The sequence below is a fragment of the Paenibacillus intestini genome, assembly GCF_030803945.1.
Taxonomy (GTDB): domain Bacteria; phylum Bacillota; class Bacilli; order Paenibacillales; family Paenibacillaceae; genus Paenibacillus; species Paenibacillus polysaccharolyticus.
Window position 1 is genome coordinate 233,432 of sequence record NZ_JAURUN010000003.1, and the last position, 21,270, is coordinate 254,701.

Annotated in this window: 18 protein-coding genes; 12 read left to right on the forward strand and 6 right to left on the reverse strand. The window is 45.5% G+C overall.

The window, feature by feature from the left end; translation table 11 throughout:
- Positions 1 to 38: 38 nt before the first annotated feature.
- From J2T16_RS10375 to J2T16_RS10395, 5 genes are all read left to right on the forward strand, one after another.
- Positions 39 to 1,571, forward strand: a complete 1,533-nt coding sequence (locus tag J2T16_RS10375; RefSeq protein ID WP_336120740.1) for a methyl-accepting chemotaxis protein — start codon at positions 39 to 41, stop codon at positions 1,569 to 1,571.
- Positions 1,572 to 1,750: 179 nt separating this feature from the next.
- A complete protein-coding gene (locus tag J2T16_RS10380; RefSeq protein WP_336120739.1) occupies positions 1,751 to 2,449 on the forward strand; it encodes a DUF4274 domain-containing protein in 699 nt (232 codons plus the stop codon).
- A gap of 7 nt (positions 2,450 to 2,456) precedes the next feature.
- Positions 2,457 to 2,918: a hypothetical protein gene (locus J2T16_RS10385; RefSeq protein ID WP_336120738.1), complete on the forward strand. Its 462-nt coding sequence runs from the start codon at positions 2,457 to 2,459 to the stop codon at positions 2,916 to 2,918.
- Positions 2,911 to 3,663 carry a hypothetical protein gene (locus tag J2T16_RS10390; RefSeq protein ID WP_499018297.1) on the forward strand — a complete coding sequence of 251 codons (753 nt, stop codon included), beginning with the start codon at positions 2,911 to 2,913 and terminating at the stop codon, positions 3,661 to 3,663. Before J2T16_RS10385 ends, J2T16_RS10390 begins: the two co-directional genes overlap by 8 nt.
- Positions 3,644 to 4,072 (forward strand): hypothetical protein, encoded by a 429-nt coding sequence (locus J2T16_RS10395; protein WP_499018298.1) that lies wholly within the window; start codon positions 3,644 to 3,646, stop codon positions 4,070 to 4,072. Before J2T16_RS10390 ends, J2T16_RS10395 begins: the two co-directional genes overlap by 20 nt.
- Positions 4,073 to 4,086: 14 nt before the next feature.
- Here the strand turns inward: J2T16_RS10395 and J2T16_RS10400 are convergent, their stop codons facing one another.
- Entirely contained in the window at positions 4,087 to 4,461 is a 375-nt protein-coding gene (locus J2T16_RS10400; RefSeq protein ID WP_499018300.1) for a VOC family protein, read from the reverse strand.
- A 158-nt stretch (positions 4,462 to 4,619) separates the two neighbouring features.
- On the opposite strand from J2T16_RS10400, the gene J2T16_RS10405 reads away from it, so the two are divergent.
- On the forward strand, positions 4,620 to 7,313 hold the full coding sequence (locus J2T16_RS10405; protein WP_336120735.1) for an endo-1,4-beta-xylanase: 2,694 nt from the start codon (positions 4,620 to 4,622) through the stop codon (positions 7,311 to 7,313).
- A 145-nt stretch (positions 7,314 to 7,458) separates the two neighbouring features.
- Here J2T16_RS10405 and J2T16_RS10410 read toward each other — a convergent pair whose 3' ends face one another.
- Positions 7,459 to 9,078, reverse strand: coding sequence for an alkaline phosphatase (locus J2T16_RS10410; protein WP_418792767.1), 1,620 nt, complete (start codon positions 9,076 to 9,078; stop codon positions 7,459 to 7,461).
- Positions 9,079 to 9,335: 257 nt separating this feature from the next.
- Between J2T16_RS10410 and J2T16_RS10415 the strand changes: the two genes are divergently transcribed.
- The 5 genes from J2T16_RS10415 (at position 9,336) to J2T16_RS10435 (ending at position 17,264) form a co-directional block, all read left to right on the forward strand.
- Complete coding sequence (locus J2T16_RS10415) at positions 9,336 to 11,252, forward strand: AraC family transcriptional regulator (RefSeq protein ID WP_499018301.1); 1,917 nt, start codon at positions 9,336 to 9,338, stop codon at positions 11,250 to 11,252.
- Between the two features lie 838 nt (positions 11,253 to 12,090).
- Positions 12,091 to 14,334 (forward strand): carboxylesterase/lipase family protein, encoded by a 2,244-nt coding sequence (locus J2T16_RS10420; protein ID WP_499018302.1) that lies wholly within the window; start codon positions 12,091 to 12,093, stop codon positions 14,332 to 14,334.
- 213 nt (positions 14,335 to 14,547) lie between these two features.
- Positions 14,548 to 15,366, forward strand: coding sequence for a MerR family transcriptional regulator (locus J2T16_RS10425; protein ID WP_221790255.1), 819 nt, complete (start codon positions 14,548 to 14,550; stop codon positions 15,364 to 15,366).
- A gap of 49 nt (positions 15,367 to 15,415) precedes the next feature.
- The gene (locus J2T16_RS10430; protein ID WP_221790253.1) at positions 15,416 to 16,606 is read left to right on the forward strand and encodes an MFS transporter; all 1,191 of its coding nucleotides are present in this window, start codon (positions 15,416 to 15,418) and stop codon (positions 16,604 to 16,606) included.
- A 214-nt stretch (positions 16,607 to 16,820) separates the two neighbouring features.
- A complete protein-coding gene (locus J2T16_RS10435; RefSeq protein ID WP_154887840.1) occupies positions 16,821 to 17,264 on the forward strand; it encodes an Hsp20/alpha crystallin family protein in 444 nt (147 codons plus the stop codon).
- A 220-nt stretch (positions 17,265 to 17,484) separates the two neighbouring features.
- On the opposite strand, the gene J2T16_RS10440 is transcribed toward J2T16_RS10435, so the two are convergent.
- Positions 17,485 to 18,042 (reverse strand): DUF1697 domain-containing protein, encoded by a 558-nt coding sequence (locus tag J2T16_RS10440; RefSeq protein ID WP_221790251.1) that lies wholly within the window; start codon positions 18,040 to 18,042, stop codon positions 17,485 to 17,487.
- Positions 18,043 to 18,209: 167 nt separating this feature from the next.
- On the opposite strand from J2T16_RS10440, the gene J2T16_RS10445 reads away from it, so the two are divergent.
- Positions 18,210 to 18,578, forward strand: coding sequence for a VOC family protein (locus tag J2T16_RS10445; protein WP_154983275.1), 369 nt, complete (start codon positions 18,210 to 18,212; stop codon positions 18,576 to 18,578).
- Positions 18,579 to 18,696: 118 nt separating this feature from the next.
- Here J2T16_RS10445 and J2T16_RS10450 read toward each other — a convergent pair whose 3' ends face one another.
- The 3 genes from J2T16_RS10450 to J2T16_RS10460 all read right to left on the reverse strand — a co-directional run bounded on the left by J2T16_RS10450 (position 18,697) and on the right by J2T16_RS10460 (position 21,180).
- On the reverse strand, positions 18,697 to 19,344 hold the full coding sequence (locus J2T16_RS10450) for a hypothetical protein (protein WP_499018304.1): 648 nt from the start codon (positions 19,342 to 19,344) through the stop codon (positions 18,697 to 18,699).
- Between the two features lie 62 nt (positions 19,345 to 19,406).
- Positions 19,407 to 19,973 carry a TetR/AcrR family transcriptional regulator gene (locus J2T16_RS10455; protein ID WP_154887848.1) on the reverse strand — a complete coding sequence of 189 codons (567 nt, stop codon included), beginning with the start codon at positions 19,971 to 19,973 and terminating at the stop codon, positions 19,407 to 19,409.
- The gene (locus tag J2T16_RS10460; RefSeq protein WP_499018305.1) at positions 19,966 to 21,180 is read right to left on the reverse strand and encodes an MFS transporter; all 1,215 of its coding nucleotides are present in this window, start codon (positions 21,178 to 21,180) and stop codon (positions 19,966 to 19,968) included. Before J2T16_RS10460 ends, J2T16_RS10455 begins: the two co-directional genes overlap by 8 nt.
- Positions 21,181 to 21,270 lie beyond the last annotated feature (90 nt).

Consider the following 21,270-nt stretch of genomic DNA (forward strand, 5'->3'; position numbering starts at 1 on the left):
TGTTAATTTTTTTAACTTACATAAAGGACGGGGTAAGCATGAATCGTATTGATGAGATCACTTGGCAGAGAAACAAACTAGTAAGTTACATGATGTGGGCCATAACGGCCATCAGCGCGGGGATTACGATTATTGTTCCCGATCTATGGCTATCCACGCTACTCTCCGTTGTAGTTACTCTAGCAGTTACTGTATGCAATTTCATGAAAAAAGGTATACATATCATTCCATGGTTTGTGACCGTAGCGGTGATCGCCAGTGGAATTTACGTAAGTCGTGACGCGATGAATGCCGTGCAAGGCATTCTAATTGTTTCACCGCTCCTGCTGTATCCGAATAGCAAGCACTATAACACTGCTTTTTCGGTGATGCTTGCCTTTTTCACGGTTCAGTTGGTTCTTGTGTCATCTGCAAGTATCGAGCAACTCTTTGCCGATTTGATTAATTTCAGTATGTATATCGTAACCGGAATTATTATGATCACCGTGTCAAGGGTAAACAAACGATTGTTCATGGACAGTGAAGCACGGGGAGCGCAGGTGGAAGAGTCACGCACCCGCGTGGAAATCATGTTGCAACGGGTGAAAGAAGCTGTTGCAGGGTTGTCCCGCTATACGGAGCAATTGAAACAAAAAGTGGATGAGACCGGTGCCATCACCAACGAAGTGACGGTCGGATTCAGCGAAGTTGCAAGAGGTGTCGAGTTTCAGGCGACCAGTATTGCCGAAATCTCCGAATCGTTATCTCAGTCTGACCGTCATATTAAGGACGTAGCGTCATATTCCCAACAGATGAAAGAGCTGTCCGCAAGTATGGCCTCAAGTACACAGACGGGTAGTGCTCAGATGGGTCACCTGAACGAACAGATGCATGAATTGTACGAGACAATAAACACGACAGCTGATGATATGAAGAAATTCAATGATCAGAGTGAATCGATGACGTTAATGCTGAACAGTATCTCGGATATCGCCACTCAAACCAATCTGCTTGCGCTGAATGCAGCTATTGAAGCAGCACGGGCAGGTGAGCATGGACGCGGATTTGCCGTCGTTTCAGAGGAAGTCCGCAAGCTCGCTGAGAGCTCAGGCCAATCGGCGAGTGAGATTACCTCGATCCTCACCAGTCTGAGAACACAGACACAAGCATTGACAAGCCGGTTTGAAGGGGTTCGTCAGTTGTTGCAAGTTGGAGCAGAAAGTGTTCTGACAACGGAGCGGGTATTCCAGTCCATTAACAACAATTCACAAAATGTGTTGACTCAGGCCACAGAAATTGAAACAAGTTCAGCAACGATGAAGGAATCCTCGACTCGGGTGGTTAATGAAGTATCCGAAATTTCCAGTGTAACGCAACAATCCAGTGCTGCAACGGAAGAGATTCTGGCGAGTATGGAAGAGCAACGTAATCTGACACAAAATATGGTGGCAAGCTTTACCGAACTGGAGAAGCTTATTGTTAATCTAGGTGATCTCGTGTCCAATCATCATGCTTCGAGACCAGATAACAAATCCGAGATAGATTCATCCATTGCGGCAAAGGTTGTTCCAATCCCTACGATATCAGCCTAAGTCTGACTTTCGTCTTGCAAGAGATTGTTAACCGATCATATTAGGTTTATGCCAATAGGCCCGTCCATGCGTAATTACTCGCTTTGCGGGCTTTTTTGGCGTTCAAAGGTCTCTTGTAGCGATCTATATTTTTAGATAGAGTAGGTGTAGAAATAGAAAAGTAGTGAGGAGAGATCATTTTGAATTGGACAGATATTAGTAAAATCAAAGATATAGAGCATCTTTGTGAAGTTATAGCTTCATCCTCATTGGATGTCAATGAACGGGATGAACGCGGACGAACACCCCTTATGCTCTTCTTGACTAATCGTGCGCCTCTTGAGGGCATTCGCTGTCTGCTGCAAGCCAATCCTGAACTGGAATTGGAGGACAAACTCGGGGATACCGCTTTGAAAAAAGCCGTAAGGTTCAACCAGCCTGAAGCGATTCGTTTATTGCTTGAACATGGGGCGAGACTGGATTCTCCCAACGGCATTCTAGCTACAGCCTGGAACCTGGCAAGAGGGCGCAATCCAAACATGGCAGAGATGCTGCTAGATACACCTGGAGCCATACGTTTGATTTTGACGGCTGAAGAACAACAGATTGTGGATGACATTGTTTACGAGGAGTCTTCCGATGCAGCCTGTGAGAAAATTCGGATGCTGGACTCAGAAGTATTGATACATGCAGTGGTGAATGGCTTTAATTGGGATGATAGTCCCGGACCGATGGTTGTAGCAGCTGAGCATCCCAAATGTGCCGAGATCACAAAGTTTGATATGGCTGAATTGATGGAGGCAGATTACTGGCTGGAGATGGATCTGGAAGAAGTGAACAGAAGAGTAGATGGGTCTACATATCGCCACCTCGCGGCATTTTTGACTAGAAAGGGTTGATTCAAAAATGGGGCATGACTCTTTCCATGAGCAGAACAAAAAGCTAGAGCAGTTGCAACAGGAACTGAAGGAAGGTAACATCGAGCATTTTTACATTACGGAGCCTATGCAGCATCAGAGCCAGCAGTTGATGCTGGCAGGCAGTTTTGACTTTTCGTATTATCACAATGTGGAGATCACCTTTCATGAGGTAGAGTTCATTCTGTGTCCGGCGACGATATTTATCGTGGAAAGGTTTCGACTGGCCACGGAAGAAGAGATCGTTCAGATAAATTCGGTGATGTATGGTTTTGAAAGGAATGGTACAGTCTTCTGCCTGGAAAATGAATTTGAAGAGCAACGATTTTATATCGTGGCGAAGCAGATGACCTATCAGTTCGGCATGGTTTATTACTATGATCGGCCGAATCTGGAACCGGGAGAACGGATTGCTACATTTGTGACCAAATCGGAGAACGTTCATGAGTAAAGCTAATGAGGAGACTCGCGTTCGATTATACGATCGACTTTCGCTTCACACCATGGATTGGCCCGATACGAAGGATGCGAGGTACGCACGGGCGTATTTAGAACCGATGATGATGCAAGGAACTACAGAATACATGACTAACGTAAACACCACGTTGCTCCTTGCCCGGATAGATAATCTTGTGCTGCCTGTGACCGTGAATGATGAGGAATATGATAATGCTTATGTTTGTTCCCCGTATACTCACTATGTGCGGTACGCCAAACAGGAGCTGACCATGTTACAGAAGCCGATGCTGGAAAAAGGACTCTCCATGCTACTCAGTTTAATAGGCTGGGGCATGAAAAAATCCCGGATCAACAAGGTTGTACATGTGAACAACTGGCTGTTATCTACTAATCTGTATCCTGCAATGACAGCTGAGCAGGCCACGAATTTACTTGAGACGGTAAAAGAGCATTATCCAGGGCATACGGTGATCTTTCGCTCTTTGAGTTCCGAACTGCACTCGAATCTGATAACAGGGCTTCAGGAAGCGGGATGCCGCTCTATACCGAGCAGGCAGATTTATCTGTATCAGGCATATGATCCGAATTTCGGCAACGCCAAGTCGCGCTGGTTGCTTAAAAGGGATCAGGCATTGCTGAACAAACATGGCTATGAATTGGTTTCTGGTGCAGATATTGCGGAATCAGATATCCCGCGAACTGTACCGGATGCTTTATTTGGAAAAGTACTCCTATGACAACCCGCAGTTCAACGAGCGTTTTATTGCTGGAGCCAGAGCGAACGGAACATTGAGTCTACAAGGCTTGCGTAAGGAAGGGCGCTTGGATGCAGTGATGGGTTATTTTTCCCGCAACGGTGTGATGACCACGCCACTGTTCGGCTATGATACCACCATTCCCCAATCTGTCGGTTTGTACCGCATGTTGTCTGCTTGTCTCATTGGACAAGCCCAAAACAACAGAGTGTTACTACATGAGAGTGCTGGTGCAGCGCAGTTTAAACGTAATCGCGGCGCGATAGCGGATTTTGAATATTCCGCAGTATACGACCGGCATCTCTCATTCCGCAGACGATGGTGCTGGGCATTACTAGACCGATTGTTGAACAGCATAGGTGTGCCACTGATGCGTCGCATGAAGCTGTAAAGTGGATGTATGCCCTATTTCAGATGCTCGGCCAGCTGTACCTCGAACCCATCCGGGTCTACAATGTAGATAAAACGTAGACGTGGGTTCGGCTCTACAGGTCCGCGCAGAATAGGGATTTGCATGTTTTCAAGATGCTTCATGGTTTCATCCAGTGACGTTACTTCGTAACCGATTGAGATGCCAGCATCCGGCTTCAATACCTGCTCACTACCTTCAATTAACTCTAGTGAGGTCTCACTCGTCTTACCCAGACCAAGCATGGCAATCTGACGCCCACGGCTTTCAAATCTGCGCTGAACGATAAGTCCAAGTAAATTGTGGTAGAATTGAATCGATGCTTCCAGATTACGCACACGTAGTGTAATCCAGTTGAGTTTGATTAACATGTTGGGTCTCTCCTTCGGAGTTGCGTAGTGTCGGTTCTTGTTTATTATACAAGAAGAAAGGCAGTTCATCTGAATTTATTGAAAAAATTTACAAAAATATATATGTAAGCGTTATTTCAAAGTGTATAATACAAGTTAATATTGAGAGGAGGAATGAAATGAAGACGAAGGTGTTTAAAAAAATGAGTTCAACCCTGCTGGCAACGATGCTGGTGATGACGACGGTTCCTTTTCAGCAGGCTGCTTTTGCGCAAGAACAACAGATTGAACAGGGAGCAAGTTCTGGGGCTGCGGCGGTTTCTGGGCAGAACCTCAAGGTGCTTCAAACCGATTTTGAGGATGGGACACTTCAAGGCTGGCTTCAGCGTGTTGGCAGCGAAAGTTTGACCGTTTCAGAGCAGGCAGCGCATCAAGGTACTCGGAGTATGCTTGTCTCGAACCGTCAGCGCTCCTTTCATGGGCCAATGCTGAAAATGAAAGGTCTGTTGAAGCCGAATTCTACTTATAACATTTCATTCTATGTCAGGTTTACGGAGAAACCAGCTTCAGATCAGACGATTCAGCTAACGGCCTACAAGAAGAATGGGGCAGAGAGCTGGAACATGCTGGACAAGGTCACGATTCCCAAAGACGACTGGCAGCAATGGCATAAGGTTACGGCCACGTACCAATACAGCGATAATCCCGAGGAGTTGAATTTCTTTATTGAAACACCTTATGTTTCCGACGACACGGTAGATACATTGTCATTTTATGTGGATGATTTCACAATTGAGGAAGCCGCACCACTCGCTATTGAGACCGATATTCCTTCCTTGCAAGATCTGTACCAGACTGAATTTCCGATTGGAGCCGCGGTATATCGCTGGCAACTTGAAGGAGCTTACGGTCAATTGTTAACCAAACACTTTAACAGTTTGACCGCAACGTATGAGATGAAACCGAAGTTTGTGTCCCCTTCCAAAGGCGTGTATGACTTCCAAGCCTCGGATGAATATGTGGACTTTGCACAGAAAAATCAAATGGGTTTACGTGGACATGCCTTGCTCTGGCATATTGATGCCGCAGAGTGGATGTTCAAGGATGACCAGGGCAACCCTGCGAGCAGGGATCTGCTACTCAGTCGGGTTCAGAACTACGTAGATACGGTCATGAAACGATATAAAGGCAAAATTTACGCCTGGGACGTTGTGAATGAAGCGATTGCAGATAGTAACGGGGATGCAAACGGAATGCGCAAAAGCCCGTTCTATGAGCTGATTGGCCCGGATTATGTTGAGAAAACGTTTGAGTTTGCACGTGCCGCCGACCCGGATGCGAAATTATACTACAACGAGTATTTCACCGAAATTCCTGAAAAAAGAGAGCATATGTATCAACTGGTGAAAAAGTTGAAAGAAAAAGGGCTGATTGATGGCGTGGGTCTGCAATCCCACTATAATCTTGAATCTCCGCCGATTGACGAGATTGAGAAAACAATCAATCTGTTTGCTGGTCTTGGACTGGATATCCAAATCACAGAACTGGATGTCGATAGCGGAATTCCTTATGGTGAGACATTACCTCAGGATGTTGCAGTGAAGCAGGCTTACCGATATAAAGAGCTGTTTGACCTGTATCAAAAACATAGTGACGTCATCTCATCGGTGACCTTATGGGGATTACAGGATGAAAAATCGTATAACAATCAAGCCTTTTTATTCGATAGTGCTTTGCAATCCAAACCGGCCTATTGGGGGTTGGCAGATGAATCAAGCCTGCCTATTTTGACGAACCGGGCGGTTACGTTGTCTGGTACACCAAATACGAAGGCAGCCAAACAAGATCCACTCTGGAACAAGGCTGTTTCCACAGCTTTGAAAGGCAATTCGGGTTCAGCGGCGTTCCGTACGTTGTGGGATAAAAATAATATGTATGTTCTGGTTGACGTAAAGGATACGACCAAACATGCCAAAGATAAAGTGGAGCTGTTCGTTGATCTGAACAATGGCAAAACTCCTGTGTATGAGGCAGATGATCGACATATCACCATAAGCCGTGAAGGCAAAGTGACAGGAGCTAAGCCAAATACGTATCGCGTTCGTGAAGCGGCGGACGGTTATCAGGTTGAATTATCCATACCATTGACTAATGCACAAGGGGCACTTGCACGTGAAGTTGGCCTGGATGTACGGGTGACGGATGGTGGAAACAACAGTTCAGGAGGACAGCAGGTTCTGTACTGGAATGACCGCACACTATCCCAGGATCAAGACACCAGCAAATATGGCGTTATTCAGTTTGCGAGTATGCCTAAGTCTGCGAAAGCCTTGCAAGGAACAGTAACGATAGATGGTGAGAAGGATGCAAAATGGAATAAGGTTACGCCATTCCATATTACACCACTGAATCAGAGCGGAGGAGCATCCGCTGAGGCCCGTGCGATGTGGTCTGGTCAGGATTTATATCTGTTCATTGATGTCACTGATCCACAAATTATAACCAACGCTAATGATCCATGGGATCAGGATTCGGTTGAGATTTTCCTGGATGAAAATCATCAGCGTACACCGTTCTATCAATACGATGATGCCCAGTTCCGGATCAGTGCAGATAATGTAGGTACGTTTGCTGGCAGTGCCTCTCCGGGAAGGCTCCAAAGTGCTGTGAAGAAAACGTCCAAGGGGTATCAGGTGGAGGCTAAGATCAGATTACAGTCCCTCCTGCCGAAGGAAGGCCAAGTCATGGGATTTGAACTTCAAATTAATGATAATCAAGGAAACAATAACAAAAGTACGGCAAAATGGAATGATCTCACCAATGACAGCTGGAAGAACACTTCCCAGTATGGCATTCTGACGTTTTCAAAATAAATCGTTTGACTGACTATGAATAAGTAAGCAAGAAGAGTCGCACATTCAGTCATTCTATCTATCATCCAATCATCAGAACAACCCCCCAAGCCTGACAAGTTCGTCTCGTCAGTGTTCGGGGGTTTGTTTATTCGCTATGCCGCTTTTATTGGATCAGATCTACAGCGCCCTGCGGTACAAAAGCTTCTACACCGTTATACACGATCACACCTTCAAGAGCTGTCTTTTTGCCATTCACGAGTGCAATGTTTTTGTAGATTTGCAACTCCAGTTTGGTGTTGTCTTTTGTTACGAGAATCTTCGGATTTTTAACATCCGTCAGATCCAGTTTGTATGTGGCCCCTTTGGCTGTAAACGCCTGTTTGGCAGGTACGAACAGTTGCTTGCTTACACTCTCCAGATCCAGATTGAGGACACGTGCCATGTATTTGGCTACATCTGTATTATCTATGACACCAAATGGACGATCATTATTTGGAGCATACGTGTACAGTACAACGTCTCCGCCCGTGTGTCCGCCAGTTGTCCAGCCGATACCGGCACGTTTGCTGATCATTGGGCCTACGACATAGTTCAGGCTACCTGGCTCGGCGGCTTTAATTGCAGCAACCTCATCGGAAGTCAGATCGGAAATGCCGTAGTATTGTTTCATGACTGCTTTGATGTTGGTGCGTTTCGCATCCAGTTTCGCTTCTACACCTTCACCTGTCAATTTAGCCTTTTTCAAAGGTCCGATAAAAGTGGACAACGGCTCTTTGTCATACGTGCCTGTTGTAGATGCATTACCAATCGTAAGTCCACCATTTTGATGGTCAGATACGGCTACAACAGCAGTTTGCCCATCGGCTTTGGCGAAGTCCATTGCTACTTTTACAGCATCATCAAAAGCGAGCACGTCACTGATAATCCCAATCGGATCATTGGCATGAGCAGCCCAGTCTACTTTACTGCCTTCGACCATCAGGAAGAAACCGTCCTCGTTTTTGGAGAGAACTTCAATCGCTTTGGATGTCATCTGAGCAAGACTTGGTTGCTTGGCTGGATCACGATCCATGTTGTATGACATGCCTGCAGGAGAGAACATACCCCACAATTTGTTGGAAGTTGATGCTTTCATCGCCGCAGGTGTAGTTACATAATCGTAGCCGAGTGCTTTAATGGAGGCAACGAGATTGTTACCGTCTTTGCGTCCAGCTGGTTCCAGATACTTACTGCCGCCGCCCAGTACAACATCGATGCCATTGAAGACTTGTTGTTTGCTGAGTGCATCGTAGTTTTTACGGTCAGGATAATGGGCAGAGAAGTCTGCCGGTGTTGCATGCATAATTTCGGAGGTAGCTACAATACCCGTTGCTTTACCCGCAAGTTTGGAAGCTTCTAATACGGAAGCAACAGGTTTCCTTTCGTCGCCTTTTGCAATCGGTTTTTGTCCAGGCATGGTAGCCTTGTCCGGCAAAACACCGACAAAACCGGTATGAGATTTATGTCCTGTTGCAAAGGCTGTTCCTGCAGGAGCCGAGTCCGCAATCGGCGCATCCGCAGAGTGTGTACGAACCATGCCGCTTGCCATGGAATCAATGGTCAGGGATGAACCTTTATACCAACGAGCCAGTGCAGTAGCATCATTAGCCATACCGTCAGGAATAAGAATGATTACATTTTTGATAGGTGATGCAGAAGTTGTTGAAGTACCGTCTTTCGCAGCCCAAGCTGCACTACTGCCTCCCAGCGTAGCTGTAACAATGGTGGTGACCGCGAGCATCATTTTGGCTGCACGGGTATTGAAGCGATTTAACATGAACATCCTCCTAATAAATATGTATAGTTAGTCCCAGAACCCAGTGTATAGGGCAATTGCTAAACGAGCGTTAGCTTTAGGTTAATTAATTGTAAAAATTACGATTATAAGTCAAAGCTTACATAATAGACAAACTGGACAAAACGTTGAGCACTCTAGTATGGTAAGGATGAAATCGGACATGCAGGAACCAAAGTCCAATGATCATTTTGAGGTGGTTCAAAATGAAAGAATGGTCAGAAGCCATTCGGTGGTGGAATAACAATCAAGTGAAACTGATCGATATCCGCCATAACGTATTGCATTCAGAACAAGAGTTATCGACAACCATTTTACCGGCTCCGGCTTTTTTGATCCTAAGTAAAGGCGAAGCAGACATTCAATTCGGGATAAACCGATTCACATCGGATCAGACACTCATTCTGCATGGTGAAAAAGGTACGTCATTGCGGATTCGTTGTATGAAGCAACCGTTAGATTATTATTTACTGCTATATAAACCGCAATCAGCCCCGTTACCTCTTGAATCATCGGAAGATGGAAGTATACGAGGCGTGAATGCGTTTCAGGGTGGAGAGCCTTATTATTTTGCAGCATCATATCCATTAACGCTTCTTACGATCGTGGAAAAAATGGCGGAGTTCTGGATGTCTAGTGATGAACTGGAACGGTTGCAGGTGACAGGATTGTTCTATCAATTTGTGTACGAGCAATTTCGGCAGTGGAAGATGGCACGTCAGCGGCAGGTCGAATCGCTAGAGCTGGCGGAGCAGATTGAAGCTTACATTCAGGAGCACTACGCTCATTCTATCTCCATGGAAAATATGGCTACGCATTTTCATTACAGCACGCATTATCTGGCTAGGGTATTCAAACGCAAGTACGGATGCAGTCCCATGGACTATGTCATTCAGACTCGAATCAAGCGAGCGAAACGTTTGCTGACCGAGACAGAAGCACAGATCCGGGAGGTGGCTGAAAGTGTTGGTTACAAGGATTTGTACTACTTTAGCCGTATTTTCAAACGTATAACAGGTGAGACGCCAGCACAGTATAAAATGCACAGTCATCGAATCAAAGGTTCAAATCGTACGAATAAGAAGTCTGAATCGTTCATTGATGACAGGGTCATCGATAGTTATATTGGTAATAACGATAATCATTATCAATACAACACATGGAGCGTGGACGAGTTGAACCTTCGTTTTAAGCCAACATTGGCGGTTAGTTTATTATTTAGTTTATCGCTGCTGCTCGCAGCATGCGGGGCGGGAACTGAACAGTCACAGCCTGCAACGAGTGCAGAACCGGTACAGGAATCTACTCGAACGTATACAGATGCTACAGGAAGAAAGGTTGAGATTCCGGCGCAGCCTTCCAAACCAGTTATCATAACCTATGGCGGATATCTGTTACCTCTCGGAATGAAGCCAGCAGGTGCAAACACGGAAACATTGGAGCAATATCCAGAAGAACTGGCAGGTGTTCCGGACATCGGCTCAGGCAACGGTAACGTTGAAATGATATCAGGTCTGGAACCAGACGTGATCATTGTACCGGACTATACAAGCAAGGAAATTGTAGATACGTATGCCAAAATCGCACCAACGATTACGGTGGCCTGGGGCGGTGATCCAGATGTTATTAATACCCTGAGAACGATGGGGGATATTATGGATCGTAAGGATGAAGCCGAGCAATGGATTGCGAAGTTTGAAGCGAAACTGAAGAGCATTCGCAGTGAACTGAACATTAATATTAAACCGGGCACAACAGCCATGTCGTTTGTGATCTACAATAAAGAGGTATTGCTTGGCGGCGAGGGCGGTACGTTGGGCAAGCTAATCTATGAAGATTTTGGTTTCTCCATGCCTGAGCAGTATAAAATCTATTCGGATGGCGGCACAGTACTGTCCTTGGAAAAACTGGCAGACAAGCCTGCCGACTACTTCTTCACTCAGATGGAAGATGAAGAGATGGATCAGATGATGGAACTGTTCGAGGAACCGGTATATCAGAGCATTCCCGCGATCAAACATAATCGAATTATCAACGTGTCCAGGAACTACTGGAACTATGGGCCGTATCTGGTGGATAAGGGTCTGGACAGTTTGATTGAACAAGTGAAAAAGCTCCAATAGCTGTAATTGCTGTACTAGCAATAACTGAGAGGTTAGCTAATACTGCCTGATCGTAACAGAATACCATGCACGTAACACCATGAATGTATCCATCCGGATTTGTTCATGGTTTTTTTTATAGCATGAGCCGAGAACTGTAAGCAGTGATACTTTTTTTAAAAAGATATTGCTAGCGCTTTCATTCTATGCTAATATCACGGTAATAACAGGATTGTAACCGATCTCAGGGCAAGACCTGTTCCAGTTCATTCGCTTCGTTTGGAAAATCAGGCGATTGATTGCGTATTACTATATAAGATGAATGATTTCTTTTACACGTTAACGAAGAGGGCAGAAAAAACCTGGAAAAGCGAAGCGTTCGCCTAAAAGCTTTCTGCAAGAAAGCTACATCGGAAGCATATACTTATCACCGGATTTTCCCCTTTAGAAAAGGGAATCCAAAAAATCTGGGGATAACAGCGATTGAAAGGTTATTCTGTCATCGGAGTGGATTGTGTAAAATTTTTAGTTTAACTTATATAGAGTGACAATAATTCAATATCACACCTCATTATTCTCAGGGTTGTTACGTATTGCAGGCAAAACCTGAATTGAGGGCAATAGACGATGTGATCCAACGTCTGTGTGCCTTTGATTCAGGTTTTTTTATATATGATCCGCCTGAATGTCATAACCGAAGGGTTACAACAGTTCATGTCAGCAGAAAGGAGGGCCGCTCTTCCGTTCTTCCAAGACCAAGAAATAGAATGATCCAAACCTTGGAATACTGTACCGAGCGGTGCAATATTTCGAAACTATTTTTCCATCATACACGACTAGACAGCGAGGAGAATAACCAATGAAAAAAATGAAACGTTCTATTGCAGTAGCAGCGATTCTGAGCATGTGTGTATCGGGTCTACCCGCTTATGCAGCAGGGAATACAGCTCCATCCTTGTCCCCGGCTATGGACAAACTGGTAAAAGCCGAGCTTATTCGCGGGAATGGGCAAGGCGTGAACGCTGCTTACCTGAGTAAACATGCCACACGTATTCAAGCCGCGGTGCTTTACTTGCGTTTATCAGGTCTGGAAAAAGAGGCTCTGGCCTATCAAGGAACCGAAACGTATACGGATGCCGCTCAGGCAGGCAAGGTGTTGCAACCCGTCGTTGGATACTTGAAGCAGCATCCTTATTTAGCTGGTGTGGTCACGGATACGGAACATTTTGCGCCTAATGCTCCACTGACAGCAGAGGAATATGCAGATTTGCTACTCAAGGCTCTTGGTTATGAAGCAGGCACGGATTACACATCAGGAGAAGCTTCCGCATTTGCGGCAAGCCATGGTATCCAATCCCTTCAAGGAAAAGGAACGACACAACTGACCAACCGTTTAATGGCTGAAGCCACGGCACAGGCTTTGCAGGCTCAGCTCAAAAATGGTACAGGTACGCTCGAACAACTCTGGTCCAAACATAAACAGGCGGGAGCGTTTAAACCTCAAACGCTGCAACAAACAAAATACGGTGCCATTGATGGTAAAGCCTATGATCAATACGGCACGCTTGGCTGGCTTGGCGTTCCATATGCGGCGCCTCCGGTAGGCGAACTACGCTGGAAAGCACCACAAGAACCGAAGGCTTGGACAGGCACAAGAGAAGCCAAAGAGTTCGCGGCAAACAGCTTGCAAATTTCCGGTAAAACTACAGTGGGTAGTGAGGATTCCTTATATTTGAACATCTGGCGTCCGAATACAACCAGCACAAAACTACCAGTCATGGTATTCCTGCACGGCGGCGGCAATATGACTGGATCAGGCAAGGACTTCCAGGGAGAACAGCTTGCACGCAATACAAACAGTATCATTATCTCGGTGAACTACCGTTTGGGAGCACTAGGTTTCTTCCAAAATGCTGCGCTGAAAACAGGCAATGCTCTGGATGATTCCAGCAACTATGGCTTGTTGGATGCGTTCCGTGCATTAACGTGGGTGCAGGATAATATTGCAGGTTTTGGCGGCGATACAGGAAACGTGACACTTGCGGGTCAATCTGCCGGGGCACGTGATGTTCTCGCAACGCTTATCTCACCGCTTAGTAAGGGATTGTATCAAAAAGCAATTGCGTTCAGCGGTGGTTTGACGACGGCATCACCTGAAGAAGGACAGCAGAAATCCGAGGATGCTATCGTGAAGTTGCTTGTGCAAGAAGGTAAAGCTGCAAATGAAGGCGAAGCCAAAGCTTGGATCAGCAAGCAAACACCTGCACAGCTGGAAACTTATCTGCGTGCATTGCCTGCGGATAAACTGGTGACGGTATTTGGCGCAACGGCCATCCGTATGCAGCCATTCCCGCATTTGTTCCGTGATGGTACGGTCATTCCAAAAGAAGGTTTTGATGCGATCAACAGTGGCAAATATACGAAAGTGCCTGTATTGCTGGGCAGCTTGGAAACGGAATTCTCTGCTTTTGCCTTCGGTGATCCAAACTTTGCTCCATCGATCAATGATGGTACATTGTTTACGGATCAGACGAAAGCAGCTCAATATGCGGCTGCAATCAAATATGGTAGCGAGGCGTACGCAGGCTTTAATGCGGAGCGAGTTGCTGAAAAGTTAACCAGTACGGCGGGTCAGCCGCCGGTATATGCATATCGTTTTGCATGGGGAACCCAGCCTGGCGTCATCTCTGAACGTTTGCGTACCTTGTTAGGGGCTCCGCATGGTGCCGATATGGACTTCTATACAGGAAAAGCAGCAGGTATTGCGGCTTACTTCCCTGAAGGTTATTTCAGTGATGCCAACAAGCCGGGACGTGAGCAACTGTCTGCTGCGATGGCAGCTTACCTGAAGCAGTTCCTGTATACGGGCAAGCCAGGTACGGGCGGAACGTCTGAACTTGCTGCATGGACGCCATGGACGAAAAATGCCAAAGCACCGGTCATGCGCCTGGATGCGAATAACACAACTGCCGAGATCGGCATGTCCTCCCAGTATAATCAAGGCAAAGAAGCTGTGAACGCGAAGATGAAGCAAGAATTGCCTGAAGAGACGTACAAACTGTTGAACGAAAAAGTGCTTGCAGGCCGTTTCTTCTGGGAGTAAGTGAAAAACCACAAAAATTAAGTTAAGAAAAATGACAGCAATTAACTTAAAATGAGAAGGAAGGACAGGGGATCCATGCTCCTGTTCTTTTTATATTGCCTTAAGAATTGATTACATAACTCTGACTTTATGTTCTCTAGCATGCTACCCTTGACTTTCCCCTGCACGGGAGACTGTATACTCACGTTAAGCTAATGGATTGGAGATGATATATTGTTCAAAATCAGTACGTTTGCCAAACTCAGCAAGCTTTCTTTAAAAACGCTGCGCTATTACGACCAGATCGGTATCCTCAAGCCGCGTAAAGTAGACGAGGACACAGGCTACCGATATTATTCCGCAGATCAGTTGCTCGAACTTAACCGGATTCTGATCTACAAGGAATTGGGCTTTACACTGCCGCAGATCACGCAGCTAGTGAAGGAAGACATCTCGCATGAACAGATTCAGGGCATGTTGAGACTGAAGCGAAGTGAGATTCAGCAAATGATTGATATGGAACAAGCCAGGCTTGTCCGCATTGAAGAACGCATCCAGCTTATGGAAAGCGAAGGACTATGGGAGACAGGCCAGGAGATCCGAATTAAAGCCGAGGCTGCTCAGACCTTCCTGTTCTTTACTGGAAACGGGGGAGAAGAGCGTATTCCGGAACTGCTGGGTCATCTGGATTCACTGCTAACCAAAGACCTGCGCCAATGGATTCAGGGACCACAGGTTGTGTTGTGGCGAGAGGTGGATGGAAAAGAGGATGAATTCGAGTACGAAGTCGGTTACTTCTTAACGGGTCAGCCTCCTGCAGTTACTGAGCCGTTTCAGATCAGGAATCTACCGCCGGAACCGATGGTCGCCTCTATGGCGTTTCATTCGCATTCCACATTTGATGGGGCAGCCTGTGTGCATTTAGCACGGTGGATCGAGAAAAACAACTACCAGATCAAAGAGAATGAGCCGGGCAGAGAATACTATTTGCCCTTATCTCCTGAACAGGATGCACAGTACATCGAGATTCAGATTCCTATCACGTGCAGGTAACTAGAAGGCTTAAGTGAAAATGAACATATAGAAGATGGAGTGAGAAGGGTTGAAAAATAAAGGAACGATTTATATTCTGGCACTGGCTGTGTTTCTAATCGGCACCATTGAATACATTATCACCGGAATTATTGAGATGATGGCCGCCGATCTTGGCGTATCTACGGCGGAAGCGGGCTTGCTTGTCACGGTATTTGCTCTTGCAGCAGCTATTGTTGCACCTATTTTGATCGCCGTAACCATTAATGCTGACCGAAGGAAACTATTGCTCCTAACCTTTGGGGTATTTATTGCCAGCAATGGCATCATGATGTTGAATCTCTCGTATGAGGCGATGATCTGGATACGTATCATTCAGGGAGCGAGCGGTGGCATGACAACGGTCGTTGCGATGGCGGCAGCAACAAGGCTTGTGGAGAATGAAAAGCGTGGTAATGCGATTGGGATTATTCTAATGGGATTAAGCAGCTCACTTGTGCTTGGTGTGCCGATCGGTACATTTTTCAGTGAAATGTTTGGATGGAGAATGTTATTTATTGTCATAGGTCTGCTCAGTGTTATTCCATTTTTGATTATCTATCAAAAGGTTCCTTCCATCCGCGAGCAAGAGAAGGTAACCGTGAACATGCAGCTCTCGTTGCTGAAAAACAAATCGATTATAATCGCATTGATGATGTCACTGTTATATGTGGGCGGTTACGCAACTTTGTTCACGTATATTACGCCGTTTTTGCAAACGACTTCGTCCCTTACCATGACCGAAATTAGCCTGATCTTGTTTTTGGCAGGGATCTGTAGTTTTATGGGTTCCAAATTGGGCGGACAACTGGCGGATGCCAGAGGATCGAAGTTCACCATTTTTCTTGGGTTGGTGTTGCAAGGTCTGACGCTTCTGTTATTTGCTGTGACGGGTGCACATCTGATCTTGCTGATCCTGGTTCTGATGATATTTATGTTGGCTACATGGAGCATCTCTCCTGCCCAGCAATTATATCTGGTGACGTTAGCCCCTCGTAGTCCGGACATTGCGCTAAGTTTGAATACGTCATTTATCCAATTTGGCTTTGCACTGGGTTCCGGGTTGGGCGGGATTGTGATCAGCCGTTCATCGGTTCTGGCATTGAATTGGGCAGGCTTTGTTGCGGTAGGTTTAGCCGTTTTATTAGCAGTACTACAGTTTGGGGGAGCAAGCAAGAGGAAAAGATTAGCGACTTCTGGACAGGAGATCAATACGCAGTGAGTTGCGGTGAAGTATCAAAAATTGGTCAGACAAAGTCAAAAGGTCAGATTTGGTCAAAATAAATGATACAACGATCTATGTTAATGTATTTAACCAAAATCGCAGATTATTGCCTTAAATCGCATTTTATCGGCTTTGAACCATCGTAGCATCATGAATACAATAATAGATGTAAGCAACAACAAACCCAACCACATTTAAGGAGATGATGTTCATGTTTGATCTGATTCCATTTCGCAGAAGAAATGATGACCCGTTCGGACAGATGCTGAAATCCTTCCATGACATGGTTGACACTTCATTCCTCTCTTCGTTTGGAAGCAGTATGCAACCATTCCGTACCGACATTCGTGAGGAAAACGGCAAATATCTGGTCGAAGCCGAATTGCCTGGCTTTGCCAAAGAAGACATTGATATTCAGGTGCAAGGCAATGAACTCGTCATTCGCGCCAAACGTAATGAACTGGTTGAGCAAAAGGACGACGATAATCGAATGATTCGTCAAGAACGTCGTGCCGGGGAATTTGTCCGCCGTTTCTACGTGGATCATATTGACGAAGAGAATATCAAGGCACGGCTGGAAAATGGTGTGCTGAAGCTGGATATTCCGAAACGTCCAGATGATGAACAGACACGCAGACGTATTCAGATTGACTGATGAAGGCATAAGCATAGTCATTCTTAGGAATGCAAGATAGGATTTAAGACGTAAAATGAAATGCAAAAGGTATGCAAAAGGACTTAACATCAGAGAACTGATGTTAAGTCCTTTTTATGTAATACATGTTTCATGTTCCGCAGGCAGGAACGAATTCCCTTGAGACGATTGGTGGAGCAAGTACATGAAAGGAGTCTGTTCCTGAACAGGAATGCTGGTTTTATTTTTCAGCAGCGGCTTGCATAAGCGCATAAATTTTACGCGTCGTATTAACGTTTCTAACCGTCATGTACGAATAAATCTTCGAGCTTGCAAGTTTATTCATGCCGCTCCGTGTTGCTTCCTCTCGACCAACTGAATACAGGAGCGCACCAGGTACATAAATAAGCTCGCCTACACCGGGTTTCAGAGGCAGCTTCTCCAGAATATCGACATCGTTAATTTCCTCCCACAAAAAGAAAACATCACTTTTGGCCTGATCATCATTGGTCCAACCGGAAGGCAGTGCCTGCATGACAGATGTGATCTCATCCATGTCACGCACGAGAACTTTAATCTGTAAGCCAAAATCCGCAGCAATGGCCTGTTCCAGAATTGCAGATATTTCAGCATGGGCATCGCTTCGTACCTGATCATCGGCAAAGATGATATTGCCAGAATTGATGTAAGTCACTACCTCTTGCATACCAGCCTGTTCAAACGTTTCTTTCAGCTGTTTCATCCCGATTTTGTTATTGCCGCCCACATTAATACCCCGTAGCAAAGCAACGTAGATCATGTATACATCCCCCAACCACTTGAAAATTTTTAAAAATGAAAAACGCTACTGACATACTGTTGGCAAGAGAGGGTCTTTATAATCAAGATACATATCAAGCAAGCGAGGTTATGTATAAGATCTTAGCAATCTTTGATTAACCCAATATAAAGGAGGACGTTATTCATATGTCAGTCATTGGACCCGATTTCATTTCACTTCAGGTGACCAATCTTGAAAGCTCGGCAACATTTTATCAAAATCATCTTGGTCTGGTCCGTTCACAAGCTGGACCGCCTCATGCAGTCGTTTTTGAAACAAAGCCCATCGCGTTTGCTCTTCGTGATCTTATGCCAGGAGTAAAACTTGGTGCAGACACGCAGCCTGGGCTTGGTGTCGCTCTGTGGCTGCATGCCCCTGATGCACAAGCCATCCACGACAAGCTTCTCGCAGCAGGTGTAAGAATTACATCCGCGCCAATCGACGGACCATTCGGGCGCACCTTCACATTTGCTGACCCCGATGGTTATTTAATCACTCTTCACAGTAAAGCCTGATATACGACTCCCCAAGTGGAACACAGCTAAATTGTAAAACTGTTACTGTAAGGGGAGTTTTTTTAGTTCCTTATTGTCTATAAAACCATCCCAATTCTCTTCCTCATTCTCATATACTTCATAAAGATAGATACTCGATAAGGTGTTTTGTATGTACTTCTCCGAGCAGTTCCCTTAATTTTGGCTGCACCTGGACAAGATATTCAGGTTTGGTTTCGTAAGTTTCTTCGTCCTTCACTTCTCCTGAAAATGAACACGCGCTTTCAATCAGGATGGCAAGCGCGGTACAAAAGTCGGCTAGGGAATCCGCAACTCGTTTTGGTTCTCCACCCTCAAAGGCAGCGTAGACAGGAGAATGGGAAGCTTCTACGTCAACGATGATCGGATCATCATTCACATTGGCAATGACAATATGATTGGGTGACCAAGAATCGGATTCCTTGTAAGGTTCCTGCATACCGACCCAGCGAAATCCCAGCTGCTGGCGATGCAGATGCTCGGGAGCGACGAAAAAGAGCAGAGCGGCATCGCCGATTTCGACAGCTGCGCTTTTCATTTTCAGTGTTCCTTCGGCTTGAGCGTCTACCATCTCGTAGTGACTATAGAGGTACTCAAGCTCCGGCGAAAGGGAAATACGCTTGTCCACTTCTGGCTGAACTGGAAGCACCCGAGGGCGAAGATCGTGATTTTGAAAAAGTCCGTAGGTTTCATTATATAAGTCTTGTTGTTCTACGAAACGGGTTAAGGCCGCATTCAGTGATTGCATGATATGCCTTCCTCCTAATCAGTTTGTTATGACTCATGTAATAGTTACGAAGGGGGAATGCTTTAGCTTTGGATGCCAGACCAGAACACATTCCAGGTAATAGCCATCGCTTGCTCATATGATTGCCTTGTCTCGTACACGAGTTGTATATCAAGACCGTCCATCAGAGTGACAAAAGCTAGCGTTGCTTCTTCCGGGCTCAGACGAATCCCCTCATGACTTGCGAACAAAGCGGTTACTTCTTTTTTTAAGGTGCCGAGATATGTCCGGTATTGAGCCAAAACAAAATCATTCACTTCTAGCGGCGCCATAAAGGACAGAATGTACATAAAGGCTACATTGGGCTGAGTAAGGAAGCGATTTTTATGTTCGAGCAAAAAGGCATATAATCTCTGCTCCAGCGTATCTCCTGCAGTGGAAATTCCCAAGAAATCTTGTACAAACTGTTGCTCCTCTTGCACAACTTCCTCATATACTTCCAGCAACAAGTCCTTTTTGGAAGAATAATGATAAGCCAGTGATTGTTTACGGATACCGGCTTCTTCGGCAATTTGTGCCATCTTGGTCCCTTCATAACCAAAACGATTAAAATGCTGAATCGCAATCTCTTTAATTCGTTTTTTACTCAATGTGTACCCCCAGTGATCGGTCTTCGAACTGCTTCTGCTTTAGAGCGTATACCGAATATAACAAGATGTATATCACTAAAACAGCGATAGAGATAGTATACACTACCGTGTAGGAGAATGCAGATGCCACCAGACCCAGAACCAAAGAGCCGCCGCCGATGCCGAGGTCAAAAAAATTAAAGAATGAAGCCATTGCACTTTCATGCTCATGTTCTTCCACGAGATTGACACACCATGTTTGGATGGCGGGGAAAATGGCACCAAACCCAAAACCGTACAGTGCGCCAGCAATCAGAAAATGGATCTGGTTCTGTGAGATGATCAGAACGAGGAGCCCGGCGATCGCGAAAAATGCTGAAGGAAGAAGTACGGACCCTGGACCTAGGCGATCAAACATAGTTCCTGAGAATAGTCTGACGACAAAGCTGGCAATCGCCACAATAAAGAAAAACCAGGCAATATTGCTGAACCCCTTCTCCGCAGCAAACAAAGCGACAAAAGACATGATCGAACCGGCCGCAACGCCAACCATCAGGATGAGCAATGAAGGAAATAATACCTTTTTCTCAATAAGTTTTACGGAAGTGGCAGGATGAACGGAAGATTTGTCCTCAGACTCCCTCTGAGAGTTTCTGGATACAAAAACGGTCATCAGAAGTGCCAATAACAAGATACACATTCCGCCCAAGAACAGGCTCTGGTAGTTGTATTGAAGGAGCAGGCTTGTTCCAATCAATGGACCAACAGATATAGCGACGGTTTCTCCAACTCCGAAATATCCCATGCCTTCCCCACGTAGGCTTTTCGGAATGTTTTCCGTAGCAATTGTTGCAAAATAAGTCGTTGCCAGACCAAAACCGAATCCGTGGATTACACGTAGTACAAGAATTATTCCTATACCTGACGAGAGGTAGTATGCGCCAGTAGCTAATGCACAGATGGCGATGCCAATAATCAAGAGGTACTTTTTGTCCATCTTTGTTGCCAAAACGGAAGTGAAAGGTCGAACTAATATGGCTGAAAACATAAAAATGCCGGTTACAAGCCCGATCTTTGAAGCATTTCCTCCCAAGCTGGAAACGAATAAAGGTAAGGTGGGGAGCAACATTTCAAAGGCCATAAACAAAAGTGCATTGGCCAGCATGATAAAGATAAACGATTTTCCCCAAAGTTTCTGCGGTGATATGTCTGATGTTAGGGTGTTCATGATATTCCTCCAAAATATGTTCTAATATCGCGCGATATGATGGTTGATTTTATCTGACGATAGTCAGGTTGTAAAGGTGTTTTTTCAATT

What these genes read in the sequence shown, in the direction of transcription:
- J2T16_RS10405 (WP_336120735.1), top strand. Translation starts at nt 4,620, where the DNA reads ATGAAGACGAAGGTGTTTAAAAAAATGAGTTCAACCCTGCTGGCAACG.
- J2T16_RS10420 (WP_499018302.1), top strand. Translation starts at nt 12,091, where the DNA reads ATGAAAAAAATGAAACGTTCTATTGCAGTAGCAGCGATTCTGAGCATG.
- J2T16_RS10435 (WP_154887840.1), top strand. Translation starts at nt 16,821, where the DNA reads ATGTTTGATCTGATTCCATTTCGCAGAAGAAATGATGACCCGTTCGGA.
- J2T16_RS10400 (WP_499018300.1), bottom strand. Translation starts at nt 4,461, where the DNA reads ATGTTAATCAAACTCAACTGGATTACACTACGTGTGCGTAATCTGGAA.
- J2T16_RS10410 (WP_418792767.1), bottom strand. Translation starts at nt 9,078, where the DNA reads ATGATGCTCGCGGTCACCACCATTGTTACAGCTACGCTGGGAGGCAGT.
- J2T16_RS10385 (WP_336120738.1), top strand. Translation starts at nt 2,457, where the DNA reads ATGGGGCATGACTCTTTCCATGAGCAGAACAAAAAGCTAGAGCAGTTG.
- J2T16_RS10460 (WP_499018305.1), bottom strand. Translation starts at nt 21,180, where the DNA reads ATGAACACCCTAACATCAGACATATCACCGCAGAAACTTTGGGGAAAA.
- J2T16_RS10450 (WP_499018304.1), bottom strand. Translation starts at nt 19,344, where the DNA reads ATGCAATCACTGAATGCGGCCTTAACCCGTTTCGTAGAACAACAAGAC.
- J2T16_RS10445 (WP_154983275.1), top strand. Translation starts at nt 18,210, where the DNA reads ATGTCAGTCATTGGACCCGATTTCATTTCACTTCAGGTGACCAATCTT.
- J2T16_RS10415 (WP_499018301.1), top strand. Translation starts at nt 9,336, where the DNA reads ATGAAAGAATGGTCAGAAGCCATTCGGTGGTGGAATAACAATCAAGTG.
- J2T16_RS10440 (WP_221790251.1), bottom strand. Translation starts at nt 18,042, where the DNA reads ATGATCTACGTTGCTTTGCTACGGGGTATTAATGTGGGCGGCAATAAC.
- J2T16_RS10375 (WP_336120740.1), top strand. Translation starts at nt 39, where the DNA reads ATGAATCGTATTGATGAGATCACTTGGCAGAGAAACAAACTAGTAAGT.
- J2T16_RS10390 (WP_499018297.1), top strand. Translation starts at nt 2,911, where the DNA reads ATGAGTAAAGCTAATGAGGAGACTCGCGTTCGATTATACGATCGACTT.